The organism is Pseudomonas sp. CJQ_9 (genome assembly GCF_043106615.1).
Lineage (GTDB): Bacteria > Pseudomonadota > Gammaproteobacteria > Pseudomonadales > Pseudomonadaceae > Aquipseudomonas > Aquipseudomonas juntendi.
The window spans coordinates 122,808-146,705 of the sequence record NZ_JBICMS010000072.1; the positions used below are offsets into that span (position 1 = coordinate 122,808).

A 23,898-nucleotide genomic window follows, 5' to 3' on the forward strand; every position below is an offset into this window, starting at 1 on the left:
CCTTTTCGGAGAGCCTGGCCATGTGGCAAAGCTATCTCAACGGCATGCTGGTGGCTTTCGGCCTGATCATGGCCATCGGCGCCCAGAACGCCTTCGTACTTGCTCAAAGCCTGCGCCGCGAGCACCACCTGCCGGTGGCGGCGCTGTGCATCGTCTGTGATGCCATCCTGGTGGCGGCCGGTGTGTTTGGCCTGGCCACCGTACTGGCACACAACCCGACCTTGCTGGCGATCGCCCGTTGGGGCGGTGCGGTGTTCCTCATCTGGTACGGGGCCAAGGCTTTGCGCAGTGCCTGTTCAAAACAAAGCCTGCAGCACCAGCAAGGCCAGGGCACACGTTCACGTCGTGCGGTACTGCTCAGTGCCTTGGCGGTGACATTGCTGAACCCGCACGTATACCTCGACACAGTGTTGCTGATCGGCTCGCTGGGCGCCCAGCAGACCGAGCCCGGTGCTTATGTGGCAGGGGCCGCCAGCGCTTCACTGCTGTGGTTCTCGACCCTGGCGCTCGGCGCGGCCTGGCTGGCCCCGTGGCTGGCGCGGCCGGCAACCTGGCGCATGCTCGACCTGATGGTGGCGATAATGATGTTTGCGGTGGCGGCGCAGTTGATCTTCAACTGATCTCAAGGGCCCTGGCAGGCAGAGCCCGAGACCACCGGTCGGCATGGCTCAACCGCCCCGGAACCTCTATTCCCTATGTTTGTTGCGTGGTTATGCGCCGGACCCGGTGCTATGATCCAGCCCTTGCGTCGCAAAGAGTAAAAACTCGCCGACGCTGATCGGGCCGCCCGTGATCGGCCTTGCGCAAACCGCAAACAGACCTGAATCAGGAGATCCACCATGGCTTTTGAATTGCCGCCGCTGCCGTACGCCCACGATGCCCTGCAGCCGCACATCTCCAAGGAAACCCTGGAGTATCACCACGACAAGCACCACAACACCTATGTCGTGAACCTGAACAACCTGGTCCCAGGCACCGAATTCGAAGGCAAGTCCCTCGAAGAAATCGTCAAGGCCTCTTCGGGCGGTATCTTCAACAACGCCGCTCAAGTCTGGAACCACACCTTCTACTGGAACTGCCTGTCGCCAAACGGCGGCGGTCAGCCAACCGGCGCTCTGGCCGATGCCATCAACGCCGCCTTCGGTTCCTTCGACAAGTTCAAGGAAGAGTTCACCAAGACTTCTGTTGGCACCTTCGGTTCCGGCTGGGGCTGGCTGGTGAAGAAAGCCGACGGCTCCCTGGCCCTGGCCAGCACCATTGGCGCCGGCTGCCCGCTGACCAGCGGCGACACCCCGCTGCTGACCTGCGACGTCTGGGAACACGCCTACTACATCGACTACCGCAACCTGCGTCCGAAGTACGTCGAGGCGTTCTGGAACCTGGTCAACTGGGCCTTCGTTGCCGAGCAGTTCGAAGGCAAGACCTTCAAGGCCTGAGTCACCAAGCCTTGAACAGAAAACCCGGCCATGTGCCGGGTTTTTTTGTGCCTGCCAGGGGCCGCCGCGCCGGTACACCGACCCGCACGGTTCAGCTTGCTCAGGCGGCAGAGCGCGCTAACATCAAATCTTTGTAAGATTGATACAGCGCACTCAAGTTGCAGGGGCAGGCAACCGATACACTGCTCATGGTAGGCCGATAGTGTATCGTCATCGTTGATGGCAAAATGCTGCCACGCGCATGGATTAAGGAAACCCCATTGAAGCTGGAATTGCGGAACAGCTTGTCGGTCAAGTTGCTCAGGGTCGTGCTGCTGTCGGCGCTGGCGGTCGGCGTACTGCTCAGCTGTGCGCAAATTGTCTACGACACCTACAAGACCCGCCAGACCGTGAACAACGATGCCCAGCGCATCCTCGACATGTTCCGCGACCCGTCGACCCAGGCGGTGTACAGCCTCGACCGTGAAATGGGCATGCAGGTGATGGAAGGCCTGTTCCAGGACGAATCGGTACGCATGGCGTCCATCGGCCACCCCAATGAAACCATGCTGGCAGAAAAATCCAGGCCGCTGCGTGACACCTCCATGCGCTGGCTGACCGACCTGATTCTCGGCCAGGAACGTACCTATACCACGCAACTGGTCGGCCGCGGCCCCTACAGCGAATACTACGGCGACCTCAGCATCACCCTCGACACCTCTGCCTACGGTGAAGATTTCCTGATCAACGCGGTCATCATCTTCATTTCCGGCGTCCTGCGCGCCCTGGCCATGGGCCTGGTGCTGTACCTGGTTTACCACTGGCTGCTGACCAAGCCGCTGTCGAAGATCATTGAGCACCTCACGCAGATCAACCCCGATCGCCCCAGCCAGCACCAGCTCCCGCTGCTCAAGGGGCACGAAAAGAACGAACTGGGCCTTTGGGTCAACACGGCCAACCAGTTGCTGGCTTCGATCGAGCGCAACACCCATCTGCGTCACGAAGCGGAAAACAGCCTGCAGCGCATGGCTCAATACGACTTCCTGACCGGCCTGCCCAACCGCCAGCAGCTGCAGCAGCAGTTGGACAAGATCCTGGTTGACGGTGGCCGCCTGCAACACCGGGTGGCGGTACTGTGCGTGGGCCTGGACGACTTCAAGGGCATCAACGAACAATTCAGTTACCAGGTAGGTGACCAACTGTTGCTGGCCCTGGCCGACCGCCTGCGAGCGCATAGCGGCCGCCTGGGGGCCCTGGCGCGGCTGGGCGGCGACCAGTTTGCCCTGGTGCAAGCCAACATCGAGCAGCCCTACGAGGCTGCCGAACTGGCGCAAAGCATCCTGGATGACCTAGAGGTGCCGTTCGACCTCGATCACCAACAGATCCGCCTGCGCGCCACCATCGGCATCACCCTGTTCCCGGAAGACGGCGACAGCACGGAAAAACTCCTGCAGAAAGCCGAGCAGACCATGACCCTGGCCAAGGCCCGCTCGCGCAACCGCTACCAGTTCTACATTGCCAGCGTCGACAGTGAAATGCGCCGCCGCCGCGAGTTGGAAAAAGACCTGCGCGAAGCCCTGCCGCGTAACCAGCTGTACCTGGTGTACCAGCCACAGATCAGCTACCGCGACCACCGGGTGGTCGGCGTGGAGGCCCTGCTGCGCTGGCAGCACCCGGAACTGGGCATGGTGCCACCCGACCAGTTCATCCCGCTGGCCGAACAGAACGGCAGCATCATCAGCATCGGCGAATGGGTACTCGACCAGGCCTGCCGGCAATTGCGTGAATGGCACGACCTGGGCTTCAGCGACCTGCGCATGGCGGTCAACCTGTCTACCGTGCAGTTGCACCACAGCGAGCTGCCGCGGGTGGTCAACAACCTGTTGCAGGCCTACCGCCTGCCACCGCGCAGCCTGGAGCTGGAGGTTACCGAAACCGGCCTGATGGAAGACATCAGCACTGCCGCCCAGCACCTGCTGAGCCTACGCCGTTCCGGGGCGCTGATTGCGATCGACGACTTCGGCACCGGTTACTCGTCGCTCAGCTACCTGAAGTCATTGCCGCTGGACAAGATCAAGATCGACAAGAGCTTCGTCCAGGACCTGCTTGATGACGATGACGACGCTACCATCGTTCGCGCCATCATCCAGCTGGGCAAGAGCCTGGGCATGCAGGTCATCGCCGAAGGCGTGGAAACCGCCGAGCAGGAAACCTACATCATTGCCCAGGGCTGCCACGAGGGCCAGGGCTATCACTACAGCAAGCCGCTGTCGGCGCGTGAACTGACTCACTTCCTCAAGCAAGCCCAACGTAACCAAGTCTCGATGCTCTGAACCTGCTCGCCCGGCCAAGCCAGCGACCTGGATTTGCATGAAATGCGCCCCCGCCCCTTTACAGCAAATGCAAATCTTTCGCATGATGTTGCCGTTTCGCATGCCTAGGCGCACTGTCCAACCACACGACGCAGGAAACCCATAATGATTCGAATGCCTCTGGCCTCCGCCAGTCTGCTGGCCATGGCCATCGCTCTCGCCGGTTGCGGCGAAAAAGACGACAAGGCTGCCGCTGCGCAAGCACAGGCACCCGCTGCCGCCAGCACCAACGCCGCGGCGCCTGGGGCTGTCGACGAAGCCGCTGGCAAAGCCGTGGTCAAGCATTACGCAGAAATGGTCTACGCCGTGTACAGCGACTCGCTGAGCACCGCGAAAACCCTGCAGACCGCTGTTGACGCGTTCCTTGCCAAGCCAGACGATGAAACCCTGAAGGCTGCCAAGCAAGCCTGGGTTGCTGCACGCGTGCCTTACCTGCAAAGCGAAGCCTTCCGCTTCGGCAACACCATCATCGACGACTGGGAAGGCCAGGTGAACGCGTGGCCGTTGGACGAAGGCCTGATCGACTATGTCGACAAGAGCTACGAGCATGCCCTGGGCAACCCCGCCGCCAGCGCCAACATCATCGCCAACACCGAGATCCAGGTCGGCGAAGAAAAGATCGACGTCAAGGACATAACCCCCGAGAAGCTGGCCAGCCTGAACGAACTGGCAGGGTCCGAAGCCAACGTCGCCACGGGCTACCACGCCATCGAATTCCTCCTGTGGGGCCAGGACCTCAACGGTACCGGCCCGGGCGCCGGCGCCCGCCCGGCGTCAGACTACCTGGAAGGCCAGGGTGCTACCGGTGGCCACAACGAGCGCCGCCGCGCCTACCTCAAAGCCGTGACCCAGTTGCTGGTCACCGACCTTGAAGAGATGGTCGGCAACTGGGCTCCGAACGTCACCGACAACTACCGCGCCAAGCTCGAAGCCGAGCCGGTCAACGATGGCCTGCGCAAGATGCTGTTCGGCATGGGTAGCCTGTCGCTGGGCGAACTGGCCGGTGAACGCATGAAGGTTTCCCTGGAAGCCAACTCGCCGGAAGACGAGCAGGACTGCTTCAGCGACAACACCCACTACTCGCACTTCTACGATGCCAAGGGTATCCGCAATGTCTACCTGGGCGAGTACACCCGCCCGGACGGCACCAAGGTCAGCGGCCCGAGCCTGTCGTCCCTGGTAGCCAAGGTTGACCCGGCGGCCGACGCCACCCTCAAGGCCGACCTGGAGGCCACCGAGGCCAAGATCCAGGTCATGGTCGACCATGCGCAAAAAGGCGAGCACTACGACCAGTTGATCGCCCCCGACAACGCTGCCGGCAACCAGATCGTTCGCGATGCCATCGCCGCCCTGGTCAAGCAGACCGGTGCGATCGAACAGGCTGCGGGCAAGCTCGGTATTGCCAACCTGAACCCGGATACCGCGGACCACGAGTTCTGATTCGGTAACGGCGCCTCACCCCGAACGCCCGGCCTTGTGCCGGGCGTTTGCGTTTGTGCTGCAGGTGCTGGGGTTCCAGATGCCTGTCCTGCGTTTCGCCCTTCATGCTGGCCCCATTCACGGGATCACCAGGCCGGAGGGCGCAGTGCTACAGATTCTTGATGTTTGGGGAGAAGGCCGAATCGTTCAGCGTGTGGGGGGCAAGGACATCGTGACCGGCTTCACCCACGCCTATAACCTGAATAAAGCCGGCCAGCGCATTTCCAACGGGCCGCGCACAGGCGAGCGCATCCCCCACCTGTATCAGGTCGATGAATACGATGCGCCCCGTTTCCCGCTGGACACCCGCGCCATACCCCACGTAACCCTGATGGGCGCCCCCATCACTTACCACGTGGCCCTGGAGATGTGCAGGGTGCTTGCCCACTCCGGCAAGATCTACCTGTACGACCCCAACGAATCCGACCGCAAGATGTTCGAGGCTGTCGCCCTTGCCCAGGGCCTGCAGCTGCTGGGGCGCTTTGACCCCGCCGAACTGGACCCGCCTTTCAACGAGATCACCTTGCTTGGCGTGTACGTCTACCGCAGCCCGAGCAGCCCGTTACCCCGCCCAGAAACCCGACCGTAAAAGGACCTTCACATGGCCAGCGTCACCTACCTGTGCTCCATCGCCAACAACACCCCCTACACCCTCACCGTGGTCGACGGTGAGAACCGCGGCAAAAGCGTTGCAGTCGGCGCCCAGGACGCCTGGAACGGCGAACTGGCCGTACCGTGGATCGGCAATACCAATGAAAACCATAAAGCCTTGCGCCTCATCCTCGGCCCCGCTGCCGAAGCCAGCATCTGGGTCTTCCAGGATTACTGGAAACCGGCACACGAGAATGCCATCAAACAGCTCACTGCCCGCACCATGGACTATGACAGCGACGAGGTCATCGAAGTGGCCGGCAATAATCGCAGTGGTGGCAACAAGAACCTGATCGTCAGCCTGGTGAACCGCCAGTTCAAGCTGTATATCGCCTGAGGGCCACGACTAACGACGATTTCATCGAGCAAACGCAAATTGCTCTTATTCAATGATCCTGGGCCTGCTAAGCTTGCACGCCGGTTTTTTGCCCAAGCCCAGGATTCTCGATGTCGTTGTCGCTGTTTCGACTCAGCCCCCTGCTGCTAGCCTTTGCCCTCGCTGCCTGTGACGACGCCCCGCGCTTCACCCAGGCCGAGCCCGGCGAAGCCTTGTCGGCTGGCCTGGCCACCGTACAGCGCAGTGACCGCAACGCTTACGCCCAGCCCTCGGCCAACCTTTCGCCGGAACGGCGGCTGGACTTCGCCGTAGGCAACAGCTTCTTCCGTAGCCCCTGGGTGATCGCCCCCTCCACCACGACTGCACGCGATGGCCTGGGCCCGCTGTTCAACACCAATGCCTGCCAGAACTGCCATGTGCGCGACGGCCGTGGTCATCCCCCCGCCGCCAATGACAGCAACGCCGTCGGCATGCTGGTGCGCCTGTCGATTCCCGACCAACCCTATCTGGCCAAGGTGATCGAGCGCATCGGCGTGGTGCCGGAACCGGTCTATGGCACCCAGTTGCAAGACATGGCCATCCCCGGCGTGGCCCCGGAAGGCAAGGTGCGGGTGAGCTATACCCAGCACACGGTGACGTTCGAGGATGGCCATCAGGTGCAACTGCGCAAGCCGAGCCTGCAGATCACCCAGTTGGGCTACGGCGTGATGCACCCCGACACCCGGTTTTCCGCACGGGTAGCCCCGCCGATGATCGGCCTGGGCCTGCTCGAAGCCATCCCCGAAGCCGCACTGCTGACCAACGAAGACCCCGACGACCGTAACCACGACGGCATTCGCGGGCGGGCCAACCGGGTATGGGATGACGCCCAGGGCAAGACCGTGGTCGGGCGCTTCGGCTGGAAGGCCGGCCAACCCAACGTCAACCAGCAGAACGTGCACGCCTTCGCCGGCGACATGGGCCTGACCAGTACCCTGCAGCCCAAGGACGACTGCACCACGGCGCAAACCGCGTGCCTGGCTGCGCCCAATGGCGACGGCGCCGATGGCGAGAAGGAAGTCAGCGACAACATTCTGCGCCTGGTCACCTTCTATACCCGCAACCTGGCCGTGCCGGCACGCCGCGACGTGGGCGCGCCACAGGTGCTGGCGGGCAAGAACCTGTTCTACCAGGCCGGCTGCCAGGGTTGTCATACACCGCAGTTCACCACCGCCGCCGATGCAACCGAACCAGAGCTGGCCCACCAGGTCATCCGCCCCTACAGCGACCTGCTGCTGCACGACATGGGGCCGGGCCTGGCCGACGAGCGCACCGAATTCGCCGCCAACGGCCAGGACTGGCGTACTGCGCCGCTGTGGGGCATCGGCCTGAGCGAAACGGTCAGCGGCCACAGCCAGTTCCTGCACGATGGCCGCGCGCGTAACCTGCTCGAAGCCGTGCTTTGGCATGGCGGCGAAGCCGAAGCGGCACGCAATTTCGTTCTCACGTTCAATGCCGAGCAGCGCGCCGCGCTGCTGGCGTTCCTGAATTCCCTTTAAACGCGCAAAGGAGCCGGCATGTTCCGACCCAAATTGTTGTTCACCAGCCTCGCCGCACTCGCCCTTGGCGCCTGCTCGCCGCAGGACCCGCAAGCAGTGACCTCCGCCGCCATCGCCAAACAGGTGATCCTGCCCACCTACAGCCGCTGGGTCGAAGCCGACCGTACCCTGGCCGCCAGCGCCTTGGCCTACTGCGAAGGCAAGGAAGACCTGGAAAAGGCCCGTGCCGACTTCCTCAACGCACAAAAAGCCTGGGCTGAACTGCAACCGCTGCTGGTGGGCCCTCTGGCCGAAGGCAACCGCGCCTGGCAGGTGCAGTTCTGGCCCGACAAGAAAAACCTGGTCGGCCGCCAGGTAGAGCAACTGGTCAACGGCGACAAACCAGTCGATGTGGCCGCGCTGGGCAAGGCCAGCGTGGTGGTGCGTGGGCTGTCGGCCTATGAGTACATTCTGTTCGACAGCAAGCCGGACATCGCCACAGCCGAACAGAAGGCCCGTTATTGCCCGCTGCTGGTCGCCATCAGCGAGCACCAGAAGCTGTTGGCCGAGGACATCCTCAAGAGCTGGAACAGCACCGACGGCATGCTCTCGCAGATGACCAAGTTCCCCAACCAGCGCTACGCCGATTCCCACGAGGCTATCGCCGACCTGCTGCGCTCCCAGGTGACCGCACTGGATACGCTGAAGAAAAAACTCGGCGCCCCCATGGGCCGCCAGAGCAAGGGCATCGCGCAGCCGCTGCAGGCCGAGGCCTGGCGCAGCCACAGCTCACTGAAAAGCCTGGAAGCCACCCTCAAGGCTGCCCAGACCGTGTGGGTTGGGGTCGACAACCAGGGTTTGCGCGGCCTGCTGCCCAGTGATCAGAAAGCGTTGGCAGACAAGATCGACGCCGCTTACGCTACCTCGCTCAAACTGCTGGCCGACAACCAGAAGACCCTGGGCGAGTTGCTGGCCGACGACGTGGGTCAACAAACCCTCAACCAGCTCTATGACAGCCTCAACGTGGTCCACCGCCTGCACGAAGGCGACCTGGCCAAGGCGTTGAACATCCAGCTGGGCTTCAATGCCAACGACGGTGACTGATCATGCTGCGACGCCAGGCCCTCAAACTCGGTAGCGTACTGCTCAGCGCCCTTACCCTGGGTGGCTGGAGCCTGTTCCGCAACAAAGGCAGCGAACCCTTGCTGCTCTCGGCGCGTGACGACGGCGACGGCAAGCACTATGCCGTAGGGTTCCGCCTGGACGGCACCCAGGTGTTCAGCACCCAGGTTGCCCAGCGTTGCCATGCCATCATCCATCACCCTGAACAGCCGATCGCCCTGTTCGTCGCTCGCCGCCCCGGTACCGAAAGCTACCTGGTCGACTTGCGCGACGGGCGCTTGCTGCAAACGGTAGTTTCGCAACCGGACCGGCACTTCTACGGCCATGCGGTAGTGCATAAAAGCGGCGAATGGCTGTACGCCACCGAGAACGACACCCGCGACCCGGGGCGTGGCGTGCTCGGCGTGTACCGCTTCGAAGGTGCGCGCCTGGTACACACTGGCGAGCTTCCTACCCACGGCATTGGCCCGCACGAGGTGGCCTGGCTACCCGACGGCGAAACCCTGGTGGTGGCCAACGGCGGGATCCGCACCGAGGCCGAAAGCCGGGTCGAGATGAACCTCGATGCCATGGAGCCGAGCCTGGTGCTGATGCAGCGTGACGGCACCTTGTTGAGCAAGGAAACCCTGGCCCAGCAGATGAACAGCGTACGCCACCTGGCAGTGGGCAGCGATGGCACCATTGCCGCCTGCCAGCAGTTCATGGGCGACGCCGATGAAACGGCCGAGTTGCTGGCCATCAAGCGCCCGGGCGAGCCGTTCAAGGCCTTTCCGGTGCCCGAGCAGCAATTGCAGGCCATGGCCCAGTACACCGCCAGTGTGGCGATCCACAGCGAGCTGCGGCTGGTGGCGCTGACCGCGCCACGGGCCAACCGCCTGTTCGTCTGGGACCTGGACAGCGGCGCTGTGCGGCTCGACGCCCCTATGCCCGACTGTGCCGGGGTCGGTGCCGTCAAGGACGGTTTTGTCGTGACCTCCGGGCAGGGCCGCTGCCGCTTCTACGATTGCACCAAGGCGCAACTGGTCGGGCAACCGATGAGCCTGCCGTCCGGGTTCTGGGACAACCACCTGCATCTGGTCTGATTGATCCGTGGCCTTCACGGGCCCTATCGCCGGCAAGCCGGCTCCCACAGGGGTCGCATCAGGGCTGATAGGTGTTTGTCACAAGATATGCAGCGCCTGTGAGATCGAGCGCCGCCCGCGCGGCGCTCGATCTCACAGGCGCTGAAGGTGCTGAGGCGATCCCTGTGGGAGCTGGCTTGCCGGCGATAGGGCCGGTGCAGACAATTTCCTCCCCTTCAGACAAAAAACAGTCAATACTTCCCCCATCCACGTGGGCAGGATCGCCCGTTGTCGTGCTTGAACGAATAACAACCGTATCCAAGGAACCGGACCTATGCTGCGCCGCCCCATGCTCATCATGTTGGCCGTGGTTCTGCTGATCGTGCTGGCCCTGGGGGGCTACAAGGCCTTCTCGATCTACCAGCAGATCCAGATGTTCACTGCCCCCAAACCGCCTATCACCGTGGCGGCAGCCTTGGCCGAACAACGCCAGTGGCAACAGCGCCTGCCCGCGGTCGGCAGCCTCAAGGCGCTGCAGGGTGTCGAGTTGAGCCTGGAGGTCGAAGGCATCGTCAAAGCCCTGTATTTCGACTCTGGGCAAACGGTCAAGGCCGGGCAGCTGCTGCTGCGGCTCAACGATGACCAGGAAACCGCATTGCTTGGCACCGCCGTGGCCGACCTGGGCCTGGCCAAGGTCGACTTCGGTCGCGGGCGGCAACTGGTGGGCGACTCGGCGATCTCCCGTGGCGAATATGACCGCCTCAATGCCCAGTACCAGCGCAATCAGGCGGTGGTCGAGCAGCTCAAGGCTTCGAAGAACAAGAAAAGCATCAGCGCGCCCTTCAGTGGCACCCTGGGCATCCGCCAGGTGGATGTCGGCGATTATCTGGCGCCAGGCACCGTCATCGCGACCCTGCAGAACACCTCCGGCCTGTACGTCGACTTCAACGTGCCGGAACAGGCCTTGCCCCGGCTGAGCCTCGGCCAGCAGGTGCTGGTGCAAGTGGCTGCCTACCCGGACCAGACCTTCCCCGCCAGCCTCAGCGCCATCAACCCCAAGGTCGAGGAAACCACGCGAAACCTGCTGGTGCGGGCCACCCTGGCCAACCCCGACGGCAAATTGCTGCCGGGCATGTTCGCCAGCCTGCAGGTCCTGCTGCCCGATCCGCAGTTGCAGGTGGTGGTGCCGGAAAGTGCAATCACCTACACCCTGTACGGCAACTCGGTGTATGTCGCCACCGAGAAAAAGGACCCGAACGGTAAGCCGCAGCCCGATGAACACGGCCAACCTCAATGGGTCGCCGAACAACGCACGGTGCAGACCGGTGAGCGCCGTGACGGCCTGGTGGTGGTCAGCAAAGGGTTGCAGGCTGGGGAACAGGTAGTCACTGCCGGGCAGTTGAAGCTGACCCCCGGCGCCGCAATCCGGATCGGCCAGGACCAGGCCGTCAAGCCCGCCCCGGGCGCCGCGACCAAGGACTGACTGGAGGCTGGCATGGCGTTCACCGACCCGTTCATCCGTCGCCCGGTGCTGGCCAGCGTAGTCAGCCTGCTGATCCTGTTGCTGGGTATCCAGGCCTGGCACACGCTGCAGATCCGCCAGTACCCGCGCATGGAAAACGCCTTGATCACCGTCACCACGGCCTACCCCGGGGCCAACGCCGAAACCATCCAGGGCTACATCACCCAGCCGCTGCAGCAAAGCCTGGCCAGCGCCGAAGGTATCGACTACATGACCTCGGTGAGCCGGCAGAATTTTTCCGTCATATCCATCTACGCGCGCATCGGTGCCGACAGCGACAGGCTGTTCACCGAGCTGCTGGCCAAGGCCAACGAAGTGCGCAACAAGCTGCCGCAGAACGCCGAAGACCCGGTACTCAGCAAGGAAGCCGCCGATGCTTCGGCGCTGATGTACATCAGCTTCTACAGCGAACAGATGAGCAACCCGCAAATCACCGACTACCTGTCACGGGTTATCCAGCCCAAGCTGGCCACGCTACCCGGCATGGCCGAGGCAGAAATCCTCGGTAACCAGGTATTTGCCATGCGTCTATGGCTGGACCCGGTGAAACTGGCCGGTTTCGGCCTGTCGGCCAGCGACGTGACCGACGCCGTGCGCCGCTACAACTTCCTGTCCGCTGCTGGCGAAGTCAAAGGCGGATACGTGATCACCAGCATCAACGCCAGCACCGAGCTGAAGTCAGCCGAGGCGTTCGCCGCCCTGCCGGTCAAGACCAGTGGCGACAGCCGCGTACTGCTGGGTGACGTGGCGCGGGTGGAGATGGGGGCGGAGAACTACGACACCGTCAGCTCATTCGACGGTACACCCTCGGTGTACATCGGCATCAAGGCCACGCCCGCCGCCAACCCGCTGGAGGTGATCAAGGAAGTACGGCGGGTCATGCCCGACCTGGAAAGCCAGTTACCCTCGGCGCTGAAGGTGTCGATCGCCTACGACGCCACACTGTTCATCCAGGCCTCCATCGACGAAGTGATCAAGACCCTCGGCGAAGCAGTGCTGATCGTCATCCTCGTGGTGTTCCTGTTCCTTGGTGCCCTGCGCTCGGTGCTGATCCCGGTGGTGACCATTCCGCTGTCGATGATTGGCGTGTTGTTCTTCATGCAGATGATGGGCTACTCGCTGAACTTGCTGACCCTACTGGCCATGGTCCTGGCCATCGGGCTGGTGGTGGACGATGCGATCGTGGTGGTGGAAAACATTCACCGGCATATCGAAGAAGGCCAGTCGCCGTTCGATGCAGCCTTGGTAGGCGCGCGCGAGATCGCCATGCCGGTGGTGTCGATGACCATCACCCTGGCAGCGGTGTATGCGCCCATCGGCTTTCTCAGCGGGCTCACCGGGGCACTGTTCAAGGAGTTCGCCCTTACCCTGGCCGGCGCAGTCGTCATTTCCGGTATCGTCGCCCTGACCCTGTCACCGATGATGTGCGCCTTGCTGCTGCGCCGCGAGCAGCATTCCAGCGGCCTGGCCCACTGGCTCGATCGGCAGTTCGCGCGCCTGAAGGTACGCTACCAGCGCCTGCTGCACGGCACGCTCGACAGCCGGCCGGTGGTGCTGGTGTTTGCCGTGATCATCCTGTGCCTGATTCCGCTACTGCTGAAGTTCACCCAGAACGAACTGGCCCCCAACGAGGACCAGGGGGTGATCTTCATGATCAGCAGCTCCCCGCAGCCAGCCAACCTGGACTACCTCAACGCCTACACCAACCAGTTCACCCCACTGTTCAAGACCTTCCCCGAATACTATTCGTCGTTCCAGATCAACGGTTTCAATGGCGTGCAAAGCGGCATCGGTGGCTTCCTGCTCAAGCCCTGGAACGAGCGCGAGCGTACGCAAATGGAGCTGCTGCCACTGGTACAGGCCAAGCTGGAAGAGGTCGCCGGCCTGCAGATATTCGGCTTCAACCTGCCGTCGCTGCCCGGCACCGGCGAAGGCCTGCCGTTCCAGTTCGTGATCAACACCGCAGGCGACTACCCGGCACTGCTGGAGGTGGCCCAACGCATCAAGGCTCGGGCCCAGGCATCGGGCAAGTTCGCCTTCCTCGACATCGACCTGGCCTTTGACAAACCCGAGGTGGTGGTCGATATCGACCGGGCCAAGGCGGCGCAAATGGGGGTATCGATGGACGTCCTCGGCAGTACCCTGGCCACTTTGCTGGGTGAAGCCGAAATCAACCGTTTCACCCTCGAGGGGCGCAGCTACAAGGTCATTGCCCAAGCCGAGCGCGCATACCGCGACAACCCCGGTTGGCTGAACAACTACTACGTGAAGAACGACCAGGGCAAGCTGCTGCCGCTGGCGACCCTGGTCACCCTCACCGACCGCGCTCGCCCGCGGCAGCTCAACCAGTTCCAGCAGTTGAACTCGGCCATCATTCAAGGCGTACCGATGGTCAGCCTGGGCGAAGCGCTGAAGACCGTGCAGGACATCGCCCGCGAAGAGGCCCCGGAAGGTTTCGCCTTCGACTATGCCGGCGTGGCCCGCCAGTATGTGCAGGAAGGGAGCGCACTTTGGGTGACCTTTGGCCTGGCACTGGCGATCATCTTCCTGGTCCTGGCGGCCCAGTTCGAAAGTTTCCGGGATCCGCTGGTGATCCTGGTAACGGTACCGTTGTCGATCTGCGGGGCGCTGTTGCCGTTGTTCCTGGGCCTATCGAGCATGAACATCTACACCCAGGTCGGGCTGGTGACATTGATCGGGCTGATCAGCAAACACGGCATCCTGATCGTCGAGTTCGCCAACCAGTTACGGGATGAGCTTGGCCTGGGCGCACGCGAGGCAATCGAAGAAGCGGCGGCAATCCGGCTACGGCCGGTGCTGATGACCACGGCGGCAATGGTGTTCGGCATGGTGCCGCTGATCCTCGCGACCGGGGCCGGGGCGGTAAGCCGCTTCGACATCGGTACCGTGATCGCGACCGGCATGTCGATCGGCACGCTGTTCACCCTGTTCGTGCTGCCTTGTATCTACACCCTGCTGGCGCACAAGACGGTGGCCAAGGAGCCTGCTGCCGCCTGAAACCCGCCCACCGAGGGCCACCTGCAGAAATGCCAGGGGCCTCGCGCTTGCGAGGCCCCTGGCATGTACAGCTACACCGGTTTCAACCAAATGGCCGCAAACCTTGGCGCAGGCCAAACAGCAACAGCAACAGATCCTGATCCGGCTCTACCCTGGCCTTCTGCTGCGGTTTCACGTCCCGCGGCAGCGCGCACTGGGCGGCCATCTCAGCCTTGCTGAATACCGTTGGCCTCGGCTCTTCCCAGGCAGCCACCGCTACAGTGGTTACCGCCAGGCCCGCTACCAGGAACAAAGCTCGAGCTATTTCTAGTTTCATTACCCTAACCCTTTGACAGCGCTGCCAAACGCCACCTTGTAAAAGTAGAGTAGCGTCTGCCATTCCGCCTCGTTGAGCGACGAATGGCGGCGCAGTTGGCGCAGGTCGTTACCGGCCGCGCGCTGGCAACTGAAACGTCGCCGACACTTCTCAAGGTCAAGCAGCGCCACTTCGACACGGGCTTGCTCGCCCTCGCCCAGCACCTTGACGAACACATGCTTGCCGTACAGGCAGCCGTGCTGCCAATGGCCCAGGTGCATGCGCGCCAGGTTGTCGGCCAGGTCCTTGAGCATGCGCTCGTGGACCACCTGTGGGTAACGGTCTCGGGCACCTTGGGCATGCCAGGTGTCCAGCTCCACAAACCCGTCCAATGCTTCGCTGACCAGCAGCGCCCGCCACTGGTGGTCGGCATCGCGCTGGGCACCACAGAACACCAGGCGCGGTACACGCACCCCCAGTTGCTCGAAGCTGTTCAGCGCATCGAGTTCACGCAGCACGGTTGGCCGGCCGAAGGGGTGCAACAGGCTGCGATAGATATGCCCGACCTGACGCTTTGCATACAGCAGTTTGCCGTTGGCATCGTTGAGCCGTTGCACACCACTTTCGCCACCCCGGCGCTGGTTAGGCTCCTCTACCCACTCGCCTTGTTGGCGCCAGTAAAAATCGAAGCGCGACTCCCCATTCTGGGCTACAGCCATCAAACACTACCCCTTACGCAATACATAAACCCGCCACATGGCATAGAACGGCAGGAAATCGAGGCGTTCCTGGATCCTGAAGCCAGCGGCGCGGAATTCTTCTTCGACCGTGTCGGCCGGTAACACAAACCGGTTCTGATAATGGTTCTGCTCGGCTTTGGTGCTGCGGCGCTGTTCCAGTTTTCTGCGCCGCCAAGCCTTGAAGTTGCCGTCCACCCACAGTGACAGGATCACACTATCACGGCTAACTCGTTGAAATTCAGAGAGAATTTTCTTTCTGTGGGCGGCCTCGCCAATATGGTGAAACAGCCGCATGCAAAAAATGCTGTCGACGGAATTATCTGGCAAGTCGATGTCGAATGCCGATGTCTGCAAAGGCCGTACCCGCGCCACCACCTCTGGCGGTTGCGCAGCACAGGCGGTCTCGATCATCGCCTCGGAATTATCGGCACCGATGATGACCCGGTTGTTCTTTTCCGCCAGCAGCGGCCAGAAGCGGCCAGCGCCGCAGGGCAAGTCCAGGACCAGGCCAGGTTCACCCGCCAGCGCCAGCGCGCGGCGGGCCAGCTGCTCATCTCGCTTGTGAGAAAGCCGGCGGGCCAAGCCATCCTGGTGCTTGAGAAAGTACTCTCGGGCATGGTCTTTGTCGTACTTCTCGGAAAATTCAAGCTTGATAGGGCTACGCATTGAGCATCTCCTGATTCCATTGCGCTCACATTAGGTAAATGCGCGTAGGAATCAGGTCATGCTGATGTGAAAAAAGTGTTGGCCACGGTAACACGTGTAACAACAGATTACCCAGCCACGACGTCCGGATCTTCTTTCACCCGCGTATTGCTCAAATCGACATGGAAACGGCAGCCATGTGGCACGGAAGAGGTCAAGGTAACCCGCCAGCCTTGGTCGTCGCAGATGCGCTGCACCAGCGACAAGCCCAGGCCAAGGCCCTCGCCGCGCCGCTCGTCACCGCGCACGAACGGCTTGAACATGGCTTCGCGCTGTTCTTCTGGTATGCCCACGCCACTGTCTTCCACGCTGAAGCCATGGCTTTCCAGGCTCAGGCGGATGTAGCCGGCATCGGTGTAGTGCGCCGCATTGCGCAGCAGGTTGCCCATCACCGACTGCAGGAAGGTCGCGTTGTAAAGCACTGCGCTGGCACTGGCCTGGCCATCGAAATACAAGGTCAGGCCCTTCTGTTCGATGGTGTCGCGCCACACCCCGATCAGCTCGTTGGCCACTTCGCGCAGGGTCGCTCGGGAGGCTACTGCGCCTTCATCACGTTGCGCCCTGGCCAGCATCAGGAAGGTCTTGACCAGCTCGCGCATCTCTTCTGTTGCCCGCGCCACGCGCTCCACCTGGCTACGCGTGCGGGTGTCGAGGTTGGGGTTTTCCTGCAGCAGCTCGCAGGACGTGGCCAGCACCATCAATGGCGTGCGCAACTCATGGCTGACGTCACTGGTGAACAGCCGTTCACGGGTCAGCGCATCGCGCAGCCGGCCCAGCGTGTCATCGAACGCCACCGCCAGCTGGCCAACTTCGTCCGCCGCATAGTCCGGCGCCAACGGCGGCGCCAGGCCCAGCAACTGGTCACGGTGGCGAACTTGCCGCGCCAGGCGGATCACCGGCGCCATCACCCGCCGCGCCACCAGCCACCCGAGGATCACCGCCAGCACCAGGCTGAGCACGAAGCCCACCAGCACCACCGCGAACAGCACACGCTCGCGCTCCTCGAAGTCGCTTTGGTCCTGCAGCAAGACATAGCGGCGGCCATCGACGATCTCGACCATCGCGTGGTAGGAAAGCTGGTCGCGGAATACTTCGTGGAAGCCACGGTCCAGGTGGCGCAAGTCTTTGGGCAGCTCGAAGTCGTCCCGCCCACCGCTGAAGTAGAACAACTGGTCGGGGCGCGGGCGGTGGCTCCAGTCGCTGACGCTGTCCATGCGCAGCAGGCGCTGCAAGTCACCGCCCAGTACCGATGAAATCAGCCGCTCTTCGACCAGGTGCACGGTGCCGACGATACCGAAGGCGAAGGCCCCGGCCACCAGCGCGCTCATCAGGGCAAAGGCGATGATGATGCGCTGGGCAAGGCTTTGCTTAAACTCCATCACGACCCTCGGCGAGGCGATAGCCGACGCCATGGACGGTATGCAGCAGCGGTTTTTCGAACGGTTTGTCGATCACCTGGCGCAGTTGGTGCACATGGCTGCGCAGGCTGTCACTGTCGGGGCAGTCGTCGCCCCACAGGGCTTCTTCCAGCACTTCGCGGCGCAGTACATGAGGGCTCTTCTGCATCAACACGGCCAACAGCTTGAGGCCGACAGGGTTGAGCTTGAGCATGCGGCCCTGGCGGGTGACCTCCAGGGTATCGAGGTCATAGCTCAGATCAGCCACCTGCAGGCTGCGCCGCCCGCCGCCCTGGGCCCGGCGCAGCACGGCTTCGATGCGTGCCGCCAGCTCGGACAGGGCGAAGGGCTTGAGCAGGTAGTCGTCGGCCCCGGAACGGAAGCCTTGCAGGCGGTCGTCCAACTGGTCGCGAGCGGTAAGCATGATCACCGGCGTGTCGCGGCGGGCGTCTTCGCGCAGGCGCTTGCACAGCGTGTAGCCATCGATACCGGGCAACATGATGTCGAGCACGATCAGGTCATAGTGCTCGGTGGCAGCCAGGTGCAGCCCGGACAGGCCATCCTGGGCGCAGTCGACGGTATAACCCTTCATGCCCAGGTAATCGGCCAGGTTGGCCAGGATATCGCGGTTGTCTTCAACCAAAAGAATGCGCATCGGTTTCTCCTGTGCGGCGCTTCTCGCTGTGGTGCGCGGCAGGCGCAGCTTACGGCCTATGCCTGCAGGGTGCCAGCCCCCGGAAAAATTCACCGCACTTGACGGTTTTTTCACTGATCCTTCACGGACACAGAATAGCGGGCCGATGACAATGGCCGATCTTTTTCCCGCCCTGGAGCCGCCATGCAGCAAGCAACCCGCCCTCGCCCGATCAATTACTGGCTGTACCTGGGTATTCCGTTGGCGACCGCGTTGGCCCTGATTCTGCTGGAGCTGACATCGATCGACATGGACCTCGCCGAGCTGTTCTTCGACCCTGTAGCCGGGCAGTTCATTGGCCGCCACAGTTATTGGCTGGAAAACATCCTGCATGACCGGGTCAAACAGGGGGTGATCCTGCTGGGGCTGATAGCGCTGCTGACCTTCGCCGCCAGCTTTTTCGTCAAGCGCCTGTTTGGCTGGCGCCGCGAGCTGGGCTGCCTGGTGTTGGCGCTGGGTTTGTCCACCGCGTTTGTCACGCCCCTGAAGAAGGTGACGCAGGTGCAGTGCCCCTGGAGCCTCACCCAGTTTGGCGGTACCGAAACCTACAGCAAGCTGCTGCAACCACGGCCGGCCACCGACAAGCCCGGACTATGCTGGCCGGGCGGGCATGCCGCGACCGGGTTCTGCCTGTTCGGCCTGTTCTTCATGCTGCGTGACCGCAAGCCGCGCCTGGCGCGGGCGGCATTCGTGGTGGCCTTGCTGGCAGGTTCGCTGCTTGGCGTTGGGCGCATGCTGCAGGGAGCGCACTTCCTGTCGCATAACGTGTGGACCGCCGTGTTCTGCTGGTTGATTGGCCTGGGCTCGTATTACCTGGTGCTATATCGCAAGGGCGTCGCCGAGGCGGTAGCCGGCGAGCATCGCACTGCCTGATAGTGGGGCCGCTTTGCGGCCCTTTCGCCGGCAAGCGCGGCTCCCACACAGTGGACGCTGCGGACGGCAACTAGCCAGCCGTGGCTCCGGATTTTCCGGCACGCGACATGGCTGAGCAAAATCGACGCTCAGGCCCCGCTATAAGCGCGGCTATTGAACTAATCGACGCACTGGTATTTGGCATTGAACCTTGACTGACATTTTTGCCAGTTTTCTGGCCAACATTCGTCTGGCAATCTTGCGAGACCTCGCGAAGAAGGTCTGAAATCGATGATCATGCCATTTGCATACAGCGCTTATGGATATAGCAACAGTGAACTTTTGAGGTTTTCATGGCTCGGTTTCAACGGGCAGAAAGTCGACATGCTCACTGGCATGTACTTACTAGGTAACGGCTACAGGGCCTTTAATCCGATACACATGCGCTTTCACTCGCCGGATAGCATGAGCCCCTTCGGTGCAGGCGGCTTCAATGCGTACGCTTATTGCTCCGCAGATCCGGTCAATGCTAGCGACCCTGGCGGGCACCGGACGCTGAGGAGATCCAACTCGGTGCCGGCTCGTCGCCCCCGCCCACAACCGCGAAGAAGCTCAATGCCAGACCTGCGAAGAAGCTCAATGCCAGACCTGCGAAGAAGCTCAATGCCAGACCTGCGAAGACAACTAGCAGGGCTAGAGAGGATTTCACACCTTCCACCTATGGATAACATCCTCTCCCGCCTCAGTAGCGCAGATCTCGTGAGCCTGTCCCAGACATCCAGGAGACTCGCTCAGGCAGTCGGTCAGGGTTCTTCAAAAATGGCAAGCAAACTCTCCGGTTCCATGGAACTTCTTACCGCCGCAGAGGGGAATCAAAAAGGCGTCTTGCCTAAAGACGCATTGGCAAGAGCAGAGGATCTTTACCCTGATTACCCCGGTGGCCCAAAAGCACTTATGCGTATGTGGCAAAGTTCAAGTCTTGCAGACGCTTATGAAGATCCCTCTCCCCCATCGACAGTCATAGGTCGTGGCGGAGTTCTGGGCATCCGTCAGGGCAATCAAACACAATGGTTATCACCGCGTTGATGTAAGACCTGACCCAAATGAAAAAGCCCCGGTTCTCACGAACCGGGGCTTTTTCTTGGTGCAGGGGGTAAGACTGGCTTACATCATGCCGCCCATGCCACCCATGCCGCCCATGTCAGGCATGCCAGCAGCTGGCTTGTCTTCTGGCAGGTCGGCAACCATGGCTTCGGTAGTGATCATCAGACCGCCGATCGAAGCAGCAGCTTGCAGCGCCGAACGGGTGACCTTGGCTGGGTCCAGGATGCCCATCTCGATCATGTCGCCGTACTCGCCGGAGGCAGCGTTGTAACCGAAGTTACCCGAACCTTGCTTGACCTTGTCAGCGACAACGCTTGGCTCGTCGCCGGCGTTGGCAGTGATCTGGCGCAGCGGCGCTTCGACAGCGCGGCGCAGCAGGGCGATACCGACGTTCTGGTCTTCGTTGTCGCCTTTGAGGTCGATAATGGCTGCCAGGGCGCGAACCAGGGCAACACCACCGCCAGGCACCACGCCTTCTTCAACGGCTGCACGGGTAGCGTGCAGGGCGTCTTCAACGCGGGCTTTCTTCTCTTTCATTTCAACTTCGGTACCAGCACCGACCTTGATCACGGCAACACCGCCGGCCAGCTTGGCCAGACGCTCTTGCAGCTTCTCACGGTCGTAGTCCGAAGAAGTTTCTTCGATCTGGGCACGGATCTGCTTGACGCGTGCTTCGATCTCGGTGTCAGCGCCAGCACCATCGATGATGGTGGTGTTTTCCTTGGACAGGATCACGCGCTTGGCGTTACCCAGGTGCTCCAGGGTAGCGGTTTCCAGCGACAGGCCGATTTCTTCGGAGATGACCTGGCCACCGGTCAGAACGGCGATGTCCTGCAGCATGGCCTTGCGGCGGTCGCCGAAGCCAGGTGCCTTGACCGCTGCAACCTTGACGATGCCGCGCATGTTGTTGACTACCAGGGTAGCCAGCGCTTCGCCTTCGACGTCTTCAGCCACGATCAGCAGTGGGCGGCCGGCCTTGGCAACGGCTTCCAGCACTGGCAGCAGCTCGCGGATGTTGGAGATTTTCTTGTCGACCAGCAGCAGCAGCGGGCTTTCCAGCTCGGCAACCATGGTGTCTGGCTTGTTGACGAAGTAAGGCGACAGGTAGCCGCGATCGAACTGCATGCCTTCTACGACGGACAGTTCGTTTTCCAGGCCCGAGCCTTCTTCAACGGTGATCACGCCTTCTTTACCGACTTTTTCCATGGCTTCGGCGATGATTTCACCGATGGAGCTGTCGGAGTTGGCGGAGATGGTACCGACCTGAGCGATGGCCTTGGAATCGGCGCATGGCTTGGACAGGTTCTTCAGCTCGGCGACAACGGCAGCAGTGGCCTTGTCGATACCGCGCTTCAGGTCCATCGGGTTCATGCCGGCAGCAACGGCTTTCAGGCCTTCGTTGACGATGGCCTGGGCCAGAACGGTAGCGGTGGTGGTGCCGTCACCGGCGGCGTCGTTGGCCTTGGAAGCGACTTCCTTGACCAGCTGGGCGCCCATGTTTTCGAAGGCGTCTTTCAGCTCGATTTCTTTGGCGACGGAAACGCCGTCCTTGGTGATGGTTGGCGCGCCGAAGCTCTTGGCCAGAACCACGTTACGACCTTTCGGGCCGAGGGTAGCTTTTACCGCGTCAGCCAGAACGTTGACACCAACGAGCATTTTTTTACGAGCGGAGTCGCCGAATTTTACGTCTTTAGCAGCCATGATCGTTTAATCCTTGGAAATTCTTTGGAGTAACGGGAAGTCGGGGAAATCAGCCTTCGATAACGGCGAGGATTTCATTCTCGGCCATGACCAGCAGGTCTTCGCCATCGACTTTCACGGTGTTGCTGCCCGAGTAAGGGCCGAAAACCACTTTGTCACCGACCTTGACGGCCAGTGCACGGACTTCGCCGTTTTCCAGAACGCGACCGGTGCCAACAGCAACGACTTCGCCGCGGTTAGGTTTTTCAGCGGCCGAACCCGGCAGGACGATACCGCCAGCGGTTTTCGATTCTTCTTCGCTGCGACGGATGACTACGCGGTCATGCAGAGGACGAAGCTTCATTGTCGATCTCTCCCAAATTGTGGTTTTCATCGGCCGGTATCGAAACCGGCGGGTTGAGGCTGTCCGGCGTTGCCGGAAGGTAGCCCGCCAAGGGCAAGCCACCTGAGTAATGTCTGGCGTTAATGCCAGAAACCTTGCGGTGACCACATACATGAGGCCGCCATATCCAATTACAAGGCTTGCCCTACAAAATTTTTCAGCCCGTGGAAAAAACGCGGGGCCGCATGTGCGGCCCCGTAGCGGAAAGCGGTGGTTACTTGTCGCGGCGCTCGTACTCGCCCTCGATCACGTTCGGCCGGTGGCCGCCATCGCGCGGCTGGGCCTGGAACGGGTCGTCCTGGAACGCGCGCTGGCGCATGGCCTGGGCCTCGGCGCGTTCGCGCAGCTTGCGCGCTGCCAGATGGCGGGTGAACGGCAGCAGGCACAGCAGGCCCAGCACGTCGCTGATAAAGCCCGGTAGCAGCAGCAAACCACCGCCCACCGCCAGCATCATGCCCTGGAACATGTCCTCGGCAGGCAACTCACCGCGCTGCAGGCTTTCCCGGGCGCGCAGGGCGGTGGCCAGGCCAGCCACACGCATGACCAGCACACCCAAGGCGGAACCGGCGATGATCAGCAACAGCGCCGGGAAGAAACCGATGGCCGCGCTGACCTTGACGAATACGAAAAGCTCCAGCACTGGAAACAGCAGAAGCAACAGTAGAAAAGCACGCATCAAAGCATTCCTCGTCGGAAGAGAACCTTCCTTTAAGACCATCAAGTGGATGCAAGTGCACGCTTTTTCAACCCTCGCCCCCTGCAGGCGTGGGCCACTGATCGGCGCGCGCCAGCAAAACCAAGGCCTCGCGGACTTGTGTCGGCGTATTGCAAATATGCGGGAAGGGTAACCAGTACACCCCCTGGCCGATACGCAGGTGCATGCCTTCGCTGTCCACCCCAGCCATTTGCGCTGCGGCATGGTCCGGCAGGCCGGTCAGTTGCACATAGTGGGCAATGGCATTGGCGTGGTCGCTGTTCATGTGTTCGACCATGCTGGCCTCGGACCTGCCGGCGAACGGGTTGGCCAGGGTGACCTGGTCGAGCCAGTGGATCGCGCCGAAGCCGCCGATGTAACGGTGGCGTACCGGCTGCAGCACCCAGAAGTCAAAGTCGTGAGCCTTATGATAGTCGGCAGCGTCCGGGAAATAGCGGTAGTAACGCTCGGCGGCAGCCTCGATGGCGTCTGCCTCGACCAGCTTGTGCGCTTCGGCCATTACCGTAAGGCGCCCTACCGCCTGCACATCCTCAGCTTCGCGCTCGCCTACCAGCAGCGAGCACTTGGGGTCTTTCTGCAGGTTATGGGTATGCTGGGCAATGCGGCTGATGAGGATCAGCGGGTTGCCGTGAGCGTCCAGGCAGTACGGCACCACCGAGCCGAACGGGTAGCCGGGCATCGACTTGGAATGCGTCGAGAGCACGCCGCGGTATTCCTTGAGCAGCAGTTCCCGGGCTGGGCGGATGGCGTTGGTACTCACTGGGTGCGGCTCCTGGTGGCAAACGGGACGGATGACAAGATAAGCATTATCACACCGAG

22 protein-coding genes and 1 pseudogene are annotated in these 23,898 nt (G+C 62.0%); 14 read left to right on the forward strand and 9 right to left on the reverse strand.

The annotated features are described in order from the left end of the window. The first annotated feature begins 20 nt into the window (after nt 1–20). From ACF8SD_RS13865 to ACF8SD_RS13915, 11 genes are all read left to right on the forward strand, one after another. Nucleotides 21–620, forward strand: a complete 600-nt coding sequence (locus ACF8SD_RS13865) for a LysE/ArgO family amino acid transporter (protein ID WP_173891732.1) — start codon at nt 21–23, stop codon at nt 618–620. 219 nt (nt 621–839) lie between these two features. Continuing rightward, nucleotides 840–1,436: a superoxide dismutase gene (locus ACF8SD_RS13870; protein ID WP_009686825.1), complete on the forward strand. Its 597-nt coding sequence runs from the start codon at nt 840–842 to the stop codon at nt 1,434–1,436. 260 nt (nt 1,437–1,696) lie between these two features. Continuing rightward, nucleotides 1,697–3,748, forward strand: coding sequence for a putative bifunctional diguanylate cyclase/phosphodiesterase (locus tag ACF8SD_RS13875; RefSeq protein ID WP_392483556.1), 2,052 nt, complete (start codon nt 1,697–1,699; stop codon nt 3,746–3,748). Nucleotides 3,749–3,892: 144 nt separating this feature from the next. Beyond that, on the forward strand, nt 3,893–5,227 hold the full coding sequence (locus ACF8SD_RS13880) for an imelysin family protein (protein ID WP_392483557.1): 1,335 nt from the start codon (nt 3,893–3,895) through the stop codon (nt 5,225–5,227). 145 nt (nt 5,228–5,372) lie between these two features. Further along, a complete protein-coding gene (locus tag ACF8SD_RS13885; RefSeq protein WP_033691313.1) occupies nt 5,373–5,855 on the forward strand; it encodes a hypothetical protein in 483 nt (160 codons plus the stop codon). Nucleotides 5,856–5,867: 12 nt separating this feature from the next. Further along, nucleotides 5,868–6,254 (forward strand): hypothetical protein, encoded by a 387-nt coding sequence (locus ACF8SD_RS13890; protein WP_392483558.1) that lies wholly within the window; start codon nt 5,868–5,870, stop codon nt 6,252–6,254. Nucleotides 6,255–6,364: 110 nt separating this feature from the next. Then, complete coding sequence (locus tag ACF8SD_RS13895) at nt 6,365–7,792, forward strand: di-heme oxidoredictase family protein (protein ID WP_173890946.1); 1,428 nt, start codon at nt 6,365–6,367, stop codon at nt 7,790–7,792. An 18-nt stretch (nt 7,793–7,810) separates the two neighbouring features. Further along, nucleotides 7,811–8,875 (forward strand): imelysin family protein, encoded by a 1,065-nt coding sequence (locus ACF8SD_RS13900; protein ID WP_392483560.1) that lies wholly within the window; start codon nt 7,811–7,813, stop codon nt 8,873–8,875. 2 nt (nt 8,876–8,877) lie between these two features. Continuing rightward, the gene (locus ACF8SD_RS13905) at nt 8,878–9,975 is read left to right on the forward strand and encodes a DUF1513 domain-containing protein (protein ID WP_173890948.1); all 1,098 of its coding nucleotides are present in this window, start codon (nt 8,878–8,880) and stop codon (nt 9,973–9,975) included. Nucleotides 9,976–10,288: 313 nt separating this feature from the next. Continuing rightward, a complete protein-coding gene (locus tag ACF8SD_RS13910) occupies nt 10,289–11,437 on the forward strand; it encodes an efflux RND transporter periplasmic adaptor subunit (protein ID WP_392483561.1) in 1,149 nt (382 codons plus the stop codon). Nucleotides 11,438–11,449: 12 nt separating this feature from the next. Further along, nucleotides 11,450–14,494, forward strand: a complete 3,045-nt coding sequence (locus ACF8SD_RS13915; RefSeq protein WP_392483562.1) for a multidrug efflux RND transporter permease subunit — start codon at nt 11,450–11,452, stop codon at nt 14,492–14,494. Between the two features lie 82 nt (nt 14,495–14,576). Here the strand turns inward: ACF8SD_RS13915 and ACF8SD_RS13920 are convergent, their stop codons facing one another. From ACF8SD_RS13920 to colR, 5 genes are all read right to left on the reverse strand, one after another. Next, nucleotides 14,577–14,810, reverse strand: coding sequence for a hypothetical protein (locus ACF8SD_RS13920; RefSeq protein ID WP_029887498.1), 234 nt, complete (start codon nt 14,808–14,810; stop codon nt 14,577–14,579). Next, entirely contained in the window at nt 14,810–15,508 is a 699-nt protein-coding gene (locus ACF8SD_RS13925; protein WP_173890951.1) for a lipopolysaccharide kinase InaA family protein, read from the reverse strand. Before ACF8SD_RS13925 ends, ACF8SD_RS13920 begins: the two co-directional genes overlap by 1 nt. A 6-nt stretch (nt 15,509–15,514) precedes the next feature. Continuing rightward, on the reverse strand, nt 15,515–16,195 hold the full coding sequence (locus ACF8SD_RS13930) for a class I SAM-dependent methyltransferase (protein ID WP_054913949.1): 681 nt from the start codon (nt 16,193–16,195) through the stop codon (nt 15,515–15,517). A gap of 107 nt (nt 16,196–16,302) precedes the next feature. Then, nucleotides 16,303–17,613, reverse strand: coding sequence for a HAMP domain-containing sensor histidine kinase (locus ACF8SD_RS13935; protein WP_173890952.1), 1,311 nt, complete (start codon nt 17,611–17,613; stop codon nt 16,303–16,305). After that, nucleotides 17,603–18,286 carry a two-component system response regulator ColR gene (colR, locus tag ACF8SD_RS13940; protein ID WP_009684391.1) on the reverse strand — a complete coding sequence of 228 codons (684 nt, stop codon included), beginning with the start codon at nt 18,284–18,286 and terminating at the stop codon, nt 17,603–17,605. Before colR ends, ACF8SD_RS13935 begins: the two co-directional genes overlap by 11 nt. A gap of 183 nt (nt 18,287–18,469) precedes the next feature. Here colR and ACF8SD_RS13945 point away from each other — a divergent pair, with 183 nt between their 5' ends. The 3 genes and pseudogenes from ACF8SD_RS13945 (at nt 18,470) to ACF8SD_RS13955 (ending at nt 20,263) form a co-directional block, all read left to right on the forward strand. Further along, entirely contained in the window at nt 18,470–19,198 is a 729-nt protein-coding gene (locus tag ACF8SD_RS13945) for a phosphatase PAP2 family protein (protein WP_173890953.1), read from the forward strand. A gap of 276 nt (nt 19,199–19,474) precedes the next feature. Then, nucleotides 19,475–19,966 (forward strand): annotated as a pseudogene (locus ACF8SD_RS13950) (RHS repeat-associated core domain-containing protein); the annotation flags it as partial. A 30-nt stretch (nt 19,967–19,996) separates the two neighbouring features. Then, nucleotides 19,997–20,263 carry a hypothetical protein gene (locus ACF8SD_RS13955; protein WP_249414380.1) on the forward strand — a complete coding sequence of 89 codons (267 nt, stop codon included), beginning with the start codon at nt 19,997–19,999 and terminating at the stop codon, nt 20,261–20,263. Between the two features lie 78 nt (nt 20,264–20,341). Here ACF8SD_RS13955 and groL read toward each other — a convergent pair whose 3' ends face one another. The 4 genes from groL to ACF8SD_RS13975 all read right to left on the reverse strand — a co-directional run bounded on the left by groL (nt 20,342) and on the right by ACF8SD_RS13975 (nt 23,839). Next, nucleotides 20,342–21,982, reverse strand: a complete 1,641-nt coding sequence (gene groL, locus ACF8SD_RS13960; RefSeq protein WP_009684393.1) for a chaperonin GroEL — start codon at nt 21,980–21,982, stop codon at nt 20,342–20,344. A 49-nt stretch (nt 21,983–22,031) separates the two neighbouring features. Then, entirely contained in the window at nt 22,032–22,325 is a 294-nt protein-coding gene (locus ACF8SD_RS13965) for a co-chaperone GroES (RefSeq protein ID WP_009684394.1), read from the reverse strand. 253 nt (nt 22,326–22,578) lie between these two features. Beyond that, nucleotides 22,579–23,040 carry an FxsA family protein gene (locus tag ACF8SD_RS13970; RefSeq protein ID WP_009684395.1) on the reverse strand — a complete coding sequence of 154 codons (462 nt, stop codon included), beginning with the start codon at nt 23,038–23,040 and terminating at the stop codon, nt 22,579–22,581. A gap of 67 nt (nt 23,041–23,107) precedes the next feature. Beyond that, on the reverse strand, nt 23,108–23,839 hold the full coding sequence (locus ACF8SD_RS13975; RefSeq protein ID WP_173890955.1) for a HugZ family protein: 732 nt from the start codon (nt 23,837–23,839) through the stop codon (nt 23,108–23,110). Nucleotides 23,840–23,898 lie beyond the last annotated feature (59 nt).

Excerpts from the sequence above, each read along its gene's own strand:
- ACF8SD_RS13865 (WP_173891732.1), top strand. The coding sequence starts at position 21 with ATGTGGCAAAGCTATCTCAACGGCATGCTGGTGGCTTTCGGCCTGATC.
- ACF8SD_RS13870 (WP_009686825.1), top strand. The coding sequence starts at position 840 with ATGGCTTTTGAATTGCCGCCGCTGCCGTACGCCCACGATGCCCTGCAG.
- ACF8SD_RS13880 (WP_392483557.1), top strand. The coding sequence starts at position 3,893 with ATGATTCGAATGCCTCTGGCCTCCGCCAGTCTGCTGGCCATGGCCATC.
- ACF8SD_RS13890 (WP_392483558.1), top strand. The coding sequence starts at position 5,868 with ATGGCCAGCGTCACCTACCTGTGCTCCATCGCCAACAACACCCCCTAC.
- ACF8SD_RS13895 (WP_173890946.1), top strand. The coding sequence starts at position 6,365 with ATGTCGTTGTCGCTGTTTCGACTCAGCCCCCTGCTGCTAGCCTTTGCC.
- ACF8SD_RS13900 (WP_392483560.1), top strand. The coding sequence starts at position 7,811 with ATGTTCCGACCCAAATTGTTGTTCACCAGCCTCGCCGCACTCGCCCTT.
- ACF8SD_RS13905 (WP_173890948.1), top strand. The coding sequence starts at position 8,878 with ATGCTGCGACGCCAGGCCCTCAAACTCGGTAGCGTACTGCTCAGCGCC.
- ACF8SD_RS13910 (WP_392483561.1), top strand. The coding sequence starts at position 10,289 with ATGCTGCGCCGCCCCATGCTCATCATGTTGGCCGTGGTTCTGCTGATC.
- ACF8SD_RS13915 (WP_392483562.1), top strand. The coding sequence starts at position 11,450 with ATGGCGTTCACCGACCCGTTCATCCGTCGCCCGGTGCTGGCCAGCGTA.
- ACF8SD_RS13920 (WP_029887498.1), bottom strand. The coding sequence starts at position 14,810 with ATGAAACTAGAAATAGCTCGAGCTTTGTTCCTGGTAGCGGGCCTGGCG.
- ACF8SD_RS13925 (WP_173890951.1), bottom strand. The coding sequence starts at position 15,508 with ATGGCTGTAGCCCAGAATGGGGAGTCGCGCTTCGATTTTTACTGGCGC.
- ACF8SD_RS13930 (WP_054913949.1), bottom strand. The coding sequence starts at position 16,195 with ATGCGTAGCCCTATCAAGCTTGAATTTTCCGAGAAGTACGACAAAGAC.
- ACF8SD_RS13935 (WP_173890952.1), bottom strand. The coding sequence starts at position 17,613 with ATGGAGTTTAAGCAAAGCCTTGCCCAGCGCATCATCATCGCCTTTGCC.
- colR (WP_009684391.1), bottom strand. The coding sequence starts at position 18,286 with ATGCGCATTCTTTTGGTTGAAGACAACCGCGATATCCTGGCCAACCTG.
- ACF8SD_RS13945 (WP_173890953.1), top strand. The coding sequence starts at position 18,470 with ATGCAGCAAGCAACCCGCCCTCGCCCGATCAATTACTGGCTGTACCTG.
- ACF8SD_RS13955 (WP_249414380.1), top strand. The coding sequence starts at position 19,997 with ATGGCAAGCAAACTCTCCGGTTCCATGGAACTTCTTACCGCCGCAGAG.
- groL (WP_009684393.1), bottom strand. The coding sequence starts at position 21,982 with ATGGCTGCTAAAGACGTAAAATTCGGCGACTCCGCTCGTAAAAAAATG.
- ACF8SD_RS13965 (WP_009684394.1), bottom strand. The coding sequence starts at position 22,325 with ATGAAGCTTCGTCCTCTGCATGACCGCGTAGTCATCCGTCGCAGCGAA.
- ACF8SD_RS13970 (WP_009684395.1), bottom strand. The coding sequence starts at position 23,040 with ATGCGTGCTTTTCTACTGTTGCTTCTGCTGTTTCCAGTGCTGGAGCTT.